This is a genomic window from Saccharothrix hoggarensis (assembly GCF_042678885.1).
In the GTDB taxonomy this organism is placed as follows: Bacteria; Actinomycetota; Actinomycetes; order Mycobacteriales; family Pseudonocardiaceae; genus Actinosynnema; species Actinosynnema hoggarensis.
In genome coordinates, this window is record NZ_JBHTLK010000318.1 from 1 (window position 1) to 6,332 (window position 6,332).

The window sequence follows — 6,332 nt, forward strand, 5'->3', positions numbered from 1 at the left end:
CAGGGGTGGTGCCACCGGGCGTGCCGCCGCCGGGTGTGCCGCCGCCAGGGGTGCCACCGGGCGTGCCGCCGCCGGGGTCCTTGGCCTTGTCCCGGGCGCCGCCGTCCTCGCTGAACGCGGGCGGGTCGCCGACCTGGCCGAACGGCTGGTCCTTGATCTGGCCTTCGAGCTGGCTGAACATCGTGTCGTACGAGCTCTGGACGCCGGTCTGCACCGCCTGGCAGTAGCCGTCGAACGCCTGCTTCTTGGTGTCGAACTCCTGGCACAGGCCGCGCAGCTTCTGCTTGGCCTCGTCCATCAGGCGCTGCCGGACCTCCTTGGCGTGGTCCGCCCACCCCATGAACTGGCCGATGACGCCGCCGACCGGACCGCCGAGCACGATGCCGATCGCGCCGCCGACGAGCATGTCCGGGATGCCGGAGAACCAGTCGCCGAGGCTGAAGTCGCTCTCGTTGATGTCGCCGCGGGCCATCCGGATCTGCTTGTTCGCCTCGTCCACCGACAGCCCGCCGCACTGCTCGGAGTACATGTCGTGGACGTGCTGCGCGTACTCCTTGACCTGCTGCTGCATCGTGCCGACAGCGGTCACGATGGTTCCCGGCGCGTTCTTGGTGTCCTGGATGAACGTGCCGGCGGTGTTGAGGAACTTGCTGTTGTACTGGTTGGCGGCCTGCGCGGCCTGCCCCTCCCAGGACGCGAGCCCGTTCCACGCCGTGCCGAGCCCGTTCTGGTGGTTGTCGAGGCTCGCGACCGCTTTGTTGATCTTGTCGGCGTCTTCGCGGAACTTGCCGAAGTCGATCTCGCGGACCTCGTCGTAGTTCCGGTAGACGTACGTGCTGAGGTCGGGCGCCTGGCCGTTGTGACCGGCCAGCGGCGCCGCCTGCTGGTAGATCGGGATGAACTTCTCGAAGAACCGCAGGCCGGGCGCCCCGGCGTCCAGCAGCTCGTCGGACGTGCGGAAGTCGCCCGTCTCGTTGAGCACCTTCTGCGTGCTGCCCAGCTCGCGCTCTTCCTTGGCCTTGCCGACGAGCTTGTCGGCCTCGCCGCCCTCCACCGTCCACGAGCCGTGGCGCGCTTCCTGCCCCGCGTTGAACGCGACGCTCCCGCCGAGGGTCACCGGCGCGAGCAGCACACCTCCCGTGTGCTGCCAGAAACCGGGGTCGTTGGGCACGTCGACGCCGTTGGCCTCGGCGTAGCGCCGCACGTCCTCTTCGCTGCCACCGGCGCCCGCCAGCGCGCGGACCAGTTCCTTCTTCGTCTCCGGCGTGACGTTGGGGTCGTCGAGGAGCTGCTTGATCTCGTTCTGGTCGGCCACCCGGTCACCCCTTGAACTGGTCGCTGGTGGCGGCTTCGTTGCTCTCGTACGTCTTCGCCACGTCCTTCAGGCGCAGCGCGACGTTGCTCGCCTCTCGACCGAACGTCTCCATGCTCGCCTGGAGGCGGTCGAAGTAGACCTTGTACTTCGTCTCGGTGCCCCGGAACTTGCGCCCCACCTGACCCGCGCCGACCCCCGGTGTCACGGAGTTCTTCAGCTGGATGATGTCCGCGCTGTGGTCCTCGTACTGCTTCGCAGCGTTCTGGAGTTCACCCGGCCCAACGCCGAAGCCCGCCATCGAATGCCTCCCCGTCTTCCCGGATCAGACGCCGGAAAGCCTGATCCGGTTCCGGCGAACAGGGTGCCGGCTCGAACCGGCCCGCAGTGCGCGAACCGCGAATTGCGGTTGCCCGAGCAAACCACCCTTCGCCACTTTCCGGCACGTCCGGGGGACATCGCTCACGATTCCGCGACCCACGCCGGCACGTCACCACGGCGGCACGTCACCGCGGCGGCGGGCCGTAACCGGGTTGGCCGGGCGGGCCTTGCGGCGGCCCGTGATTCGGCGGGCCGGGCTGACCCTGGGGTGCGCCGTAGCCCGGCCGGCCCTGGGGCGGCCCATAACCCGGTTGCGGCTGACCTTGCGGCGGGCCGTAACCCGGCTGCGGTTGGCCCGGCTGACCTTGCGGCGACCCATAGCCCGGCTGCGGTTGGCCCGGCTGGCCATGAGGTGGGCCGTAACCCGGCTGCGGCGGACCGTGACCGGGTGCGGGCGGACCGTGAGGTGCGCCGTGAGGTGCGCCGTGACCGGGTGGGGGCGGGCCGTAGCCCGGCGGCCCCTGCGGCGGGTACGGGTGGCCCTGCTGCTGCCTGGCCCGCGCCTTCTTCGTGGACACCACGACCAGCCCCACCACGCCGACCACGAGCACGAACAGGACGATCAGCAGCGTCCTGGGTCCGATGATCACCGGCACACCCCCCGATCGGCGTCAGCGCACCGAGGAAACCACACCGGCCAACCGCTGCGCGGCGGACTCGGCCAGCTCGTGGGTGGCGGCCTCCACCATGACCCGCACCAGCTGCTCGGTGCCGGACGGCCGCAGCAGCACGCGACCGGTCTCGCCCAGCTCCGCCGACACCGCGGCCACGGCCTCGTTCACCGCCGCGGCCTTCGCCACCGCCGCCTTGTCCGCGACGACCACGTTGATCAGCACCTGCGGCAGCCTGCGCATCACGCCCGCCAGCTCGGCCAGCGGCCGGCCGGTCTCCGCCATCCGCGACATCAGCCGCAACGCGGTCAGCAGGCCGTCGCCGGTGGTGGCGTGCGCCGGGAGGATCACGTGCCCGGACTGCTCGCCGCCCAGCGCGAACCCGCCCGCGCGCAGCTCCTCCAGCACGTACCGGTCGCCCACGGCGGTCGTCTTCAGCGTGATGCCGTGCTCGCGCATGGCCAGGTGCAGGCCGAGGTTGCTCATCACGGTGGCGACCAGCGTGTCGTCGGTCAGCTCGCCGTTCTCCTTCATGCCCAGCGCCAGCACGGCCATGACCTGGTCGCCGTCGAGGTCGTTGCCGTCGGCGTCGACCGCGACGCAGCGGTCCGCGTCACCGTCGTGGGCGATGCCCAGGTCCGCGCCGTGCTCGACCACCGCGGCACGCAGCTTCGCGACGTGGTTCGAGCCGCAGTCGTCGTTGATGTTCAGGCCGTCGGGCGCGGTGTGGATCTCGACCACCTCGGCGCCGGCGCGGCGGTAGGCGTCGGGCGCGGCCACGGACGCGGCGCCGTTCGCGCAGTCCACCACGACCTTCAGGCCGTCCAGGCGGTGCGGCGTGACCTTCACGAGGTGCTGCACGTACTGGCCCTCGGCGTCCTCGACGTCGCGGACCCGGCCGATGCCGGCGCCGGTCGGGCGGTGGTCGCGGACGCCCATCTTCTGCTCGATCTCGTCCTCGACCGCGTCGGGGAGCTTGTGCCCGCCCGCGGCGAACAGCTTGATGCCGTTGTCCGGCATGGGGTTGTGCGAGGCGGAGATCATCACGCCGACGTCGGCGCCCAGCGCGGACACCAGGTAGGCGACCGCCGGGGTGGGCAGCACGCCCGCGCGCAGCACGTCCGCGCCCGCCGATGTGAGGCCGGCCACCACCGCCGCCTCCAGCATCTCGCCGCTGGCCCGCGGGTCGCGGCCGACCACCGCGACCGGGCGGTGCGAGCGGTCGTGCTCGGCCAGCACGCGTGCCGCCGACGCGGCGATGGACAGCGCGAGTTCCGGGGTCAGGTCCGCGTTGGCGAGACCGCGTACGCCGTCGGTGCCGAACAGCCGAGCCATGATCGCCGTGACCTCCATGGTGAACCGACCGGACGCCGACGGCGCCGACGACCGGACTATCGGGAAAAAAGACTGCGGGAGCAGCAGTTCGACGAAGAACTGACTGCTCCCGCAGGATCGTGCTCGCTGTACCGGGTGAAGGTCAGCGCTTGCTGTACTGAGGCGCCTTGCGGGCCTTCTTCAGACCGTACTTCTTCCGCTCCTTGACCCGCGGGTCACGGGTGAGGAAGCCGGCCTTCTTCAGGACCGGGCGGTCCTCGGAGTCGACGGCGATCAGCGCACGCGCGATCGCGAGGCGCAGCGCGCCGGCCTGGCCGGTGGTGCCGCCGCCACGCAGGTTCGCGATGACGTCGAACGTCTCCGGCTTCTCCGTCGTCACCAGGGGCTCGCGGATGAGCTGCTGGTGCACCTTGTTCGGGAAGTAGTCCTCGAGGGACTTCCCGTTCAGGGTGAACTTGCCGGTGCCGGGGAGGAGCCGCACGCGGACGATCGCCTGCTTGCGGCGGCCGACGGTCTGCGCGAGGTGGTGCGCACCCGCGTTCAGGGTGTGCCGCACGACGGGCGCGGGCGCCTCTTCGACGACCTCGGCCTCGGTGGCCTCGGTGGCTTCCGCCTCCGGGGTCTCCGCCTCGGCCTCGGGGGCCTCGGCCACGGCGGCTTCGGTCTCGACGACGTCGGTCTCGACGGTGTCGAGCTCGGCCTCAGGGGTGGTCACGTCGCTGTCCTCGGTCTGCTGCTCGGTCACTGGGCGACCTTCTTGATCTCGAACGGCTGCGGCTGCTGCGCAGCGTGCGGGTGGTTCGGGCCCGTGTAGACCTTGAGCTTGCCCGCGATCGCGCGGCCGAGGCGGTTCTTGGGCAGCATGCCCTTGATCGCCTTCTCGACCAGCCGGTCGGCGCGGGTGTCGAGCACCTCGCCGAACGAGCGCTGGCTCAGGCCGCCCGGAAAACCGGAGTGCCGGTACACGAACTCCTGATCACGCTTCTTGCCGGTCAACGCCACCTTGTCCGCGTTGATGACGATGACGAAGTCACCGGTGTCAACGTGTGGGGCGTAAGTCGGCTTGTGCTTGCCGCGCAGCAGCGTCGCGGCCTGGGTGGCGAGCCGACCGAGCACCACGTCCTGGGCGTCGATCACGTGCCAGGTTCGGGTCACCTCGCCGGGCTTCGGGCTGTACGTGCGCACGGGTCTACCTCGTCGTCACTTGCGTCTGGGGTCATTGCGGCGGCTGCTCAGGCCAGAGACCCCAGGTGGGCAGAGGACCAGAACACGAGGTACGCACAGTGCGCACCAGTTACCGCACAACAACGTAGGAAGATACCGGTTGGGGTCGGGGCGGGTCAAAACGGCCCCTCCCGAACCCGGTGAAACCGTGGTGGGAGCCGTCCCTCGACCCGTCGTCCACCGGTCCACGACCGGCCTGGGCCGGCTGGAAACGCGTGCGCGGGCCCCGAATCCTCGAGGATTCCGGGGCCCGCGGAGGGGTCACACGAGAGTGACGCGGTTCACCAACGCGCGCTGTTCTTCTGCTCGGCGGCGTTGTAGGCGTCGTTGGCCGACGCGACCGCGGCGCCGACGGAGGCCAGCACCTGCTGGAGGTCGGCGGCCGAGGTGTTCCACTTGGCCTGCGCCTCGGCGTAGGCGCCGGACGAGGCACCTTCCCACTGGGCGATGACCGGGTCGATGCGGCTCTTCAGGTCGTCGAGGGCCTGCTGCACCTGGTTGGCCTGGGAGGCGATGTCACCCGCGGCCGTGGCGAGGGCCGCGAAGTTCACCTTGATCATGTCGTTCATGGATTCCCCTTGAAACTCAAGTCCGAGACAATTGGGTCAAATGCGGTGAAACAGGGGGCGAGCGAAAAGGAAATCGCTGGATCAGCCGCCGAGACGACCGGCGATCTGCGACATCTCCTGCGCCTGCTCCTCTTCCTGCTGCACGTAGGTCTGCGTGGTGCCGGTGATCTGCTCGGCGATCGAGACGAGGGCCTCCTGCAGCTTGGCCGCGTCGTCGTTGAAGCGCTCCATGAGCTTGTTGAACGCGTCCGCCGCCGAGCCCTTCCACGCGCCGCTCACCGAGTCGATGGTGTTGCGGAGGTTGTTCAGGGTGCCCTGGACGGCCTCGTTCGTGGACATGATGTCCTTGGCGGCGTTCTGGAGCTCCGGAATTCCGGTTGCGTAACCAGACATTGGGTGCGACCCCCTTGGTCGTAGCGTTCAGGCGTCCGTACTTGGTTCGTACGCCTCTTACGACGCAGACCATGCCACGGGCGGTTCCGCACTGTCGCGACTTCTCGGGAAGTCGTTGCGGTTGTAAACGCACCGGGTGCGGAACCGCGGTCAGTAGAGGATTCGCGCGTGCGAAAAGTCCTCGTCATCGCCACGTTCGGGGGGCAGTTGGCCACTCGGGCCGGCCACCGCGCGGGAACCGAGCACGGGTCGAGGCGGGGCTTCATTTGCATTCGCGTCCGTTTGCTCGCGCGATTTCTCCGGCGCGAGCAGTTCGGCGGCGGGCGGCAGGTCCTCGACGGGGAGGCCGCGGTGCTGTCGGAAACCGGTGGCGACCCGCCGCACGTCCTCGGACGTCGGCGCGTTGCGGTCCGGCTTCACCTGCCGGGCGCGGGCCTGCTCGGCCAGCTCGCGGTTGCGGTCGCGCTGGGCCGCGGTCTTCGCGCCGGCGGCGGCCGCCGCGCGCAG

Annotated in this window: 9 protein-coding genes; all 9 read right to left on the reverse strand. The window is 70.0% G+C overall.

The annotated features are described in order from the left end of the window. On the reverse strand, nt 1–1,315 hold a 1,315-nt coding region (locus tag ACFQ3T_RS33450), incomplete at its 3' end, for a hypothetical protein (protein ID WP_380729644.1). A gap of 4 nt (nt 1,316–1,319) precedes the next feature. Further along, the gene (locus ACFQ3T_RS33455) at nt 1,320–1,613 is read right to left on the reverse strand and encodes a hypothetical protein (protein WP_380729646.1); all 294 of its coding nucleotides are present in this window, start codon (nt 1,611–1,613) and stop codon (nt 1,320–1,322) included. Nucleotides 1,614–1,818: 205 nt separating this feature from the next. Continuing rightward, nucleotides 1,819–2,283 (reverse strand): hypothetical protein, encoded by a 465-nt coding sequence (locus ACFQ3T_RS33460; RefSeq protein WP_380729647.1) that lies wholly within the window; start codon nt 2,281–2,283, stop codon nt 1,819–1,821. Between the two features lie 21 nt (nt 2,284–2,304). Next, entirely contained in the window at nt 2,305–3,639 is a 1,335-nt protein-coding gene (glmM, locus tag ACFQ3T_RS33465; RefSeq protein WP_380729649.1) for a phosphoglucosamine mutase, read from the reverse strand. A 142-nt stretch (nt 3,640–3,781) separates the two neighbouring features. Continuing rightward, nucleotides 3,782–4,384 (reverse strand): 30S ribosomal protein S9, encoded by a 603-nt coding sequence (rpsI, locus tag ACFQ3T_RS33470; RefSeq protein ID WP_380729651.1) that lies wholly within the window; start codon nt 4,382–4,384, stop codon nt 3,782–3,784. After that, nucleotides 4,381–4,824: a 50S ribosomal protein L13 gene (gene rplM, locus ACFQ3T_RS33475; RefSeq protein ID WP_033436749.1), complete on the reverse strand. Its 444-nt coding sequence runs from the start codon at nt 4,822–4,824 to the stop codon at nt 4,381–4,383. Before rplM ends, rpsI begins: the two co-directional genes overlap by 4 nt. 320 nt (nt 4,825–5,144) lie before the next feature. Beyond that, on the reverse strand, nt 5,145–5,432 hold the full coding sequence (locus ACFQ3T_RS33480) for a WXG100 family type VII secretion target (protein ID WP_380729653.1): 288 nt from the start codon (nt 5,430–5,432) through the stop codon (nt 5,145–5,147). 81 nt (nt 5,433–5,513) lie between these two features. Next, nucleotides 5,514–5,825, reverse strand: a complete 312-nt coding sequence (locus ACFQ3T_RS33485) for a WXG100 family type VII secretion target (protein WP_380729655.1) — start codon at nt 5,823–5,825, stop codon at nt 5,514–5,516. 150 nt (nt 5,826–5,975) lie between these two features. Continuing rightward, nucleotides 5,976–6,332, reverse strand: a 357-nt coding sequence (locus tag ACFQ3T_RS33490; protein ID WP_380729657.1) for a hypothetical protein, incomplete at its 5' end; no start/stop codon positions are given.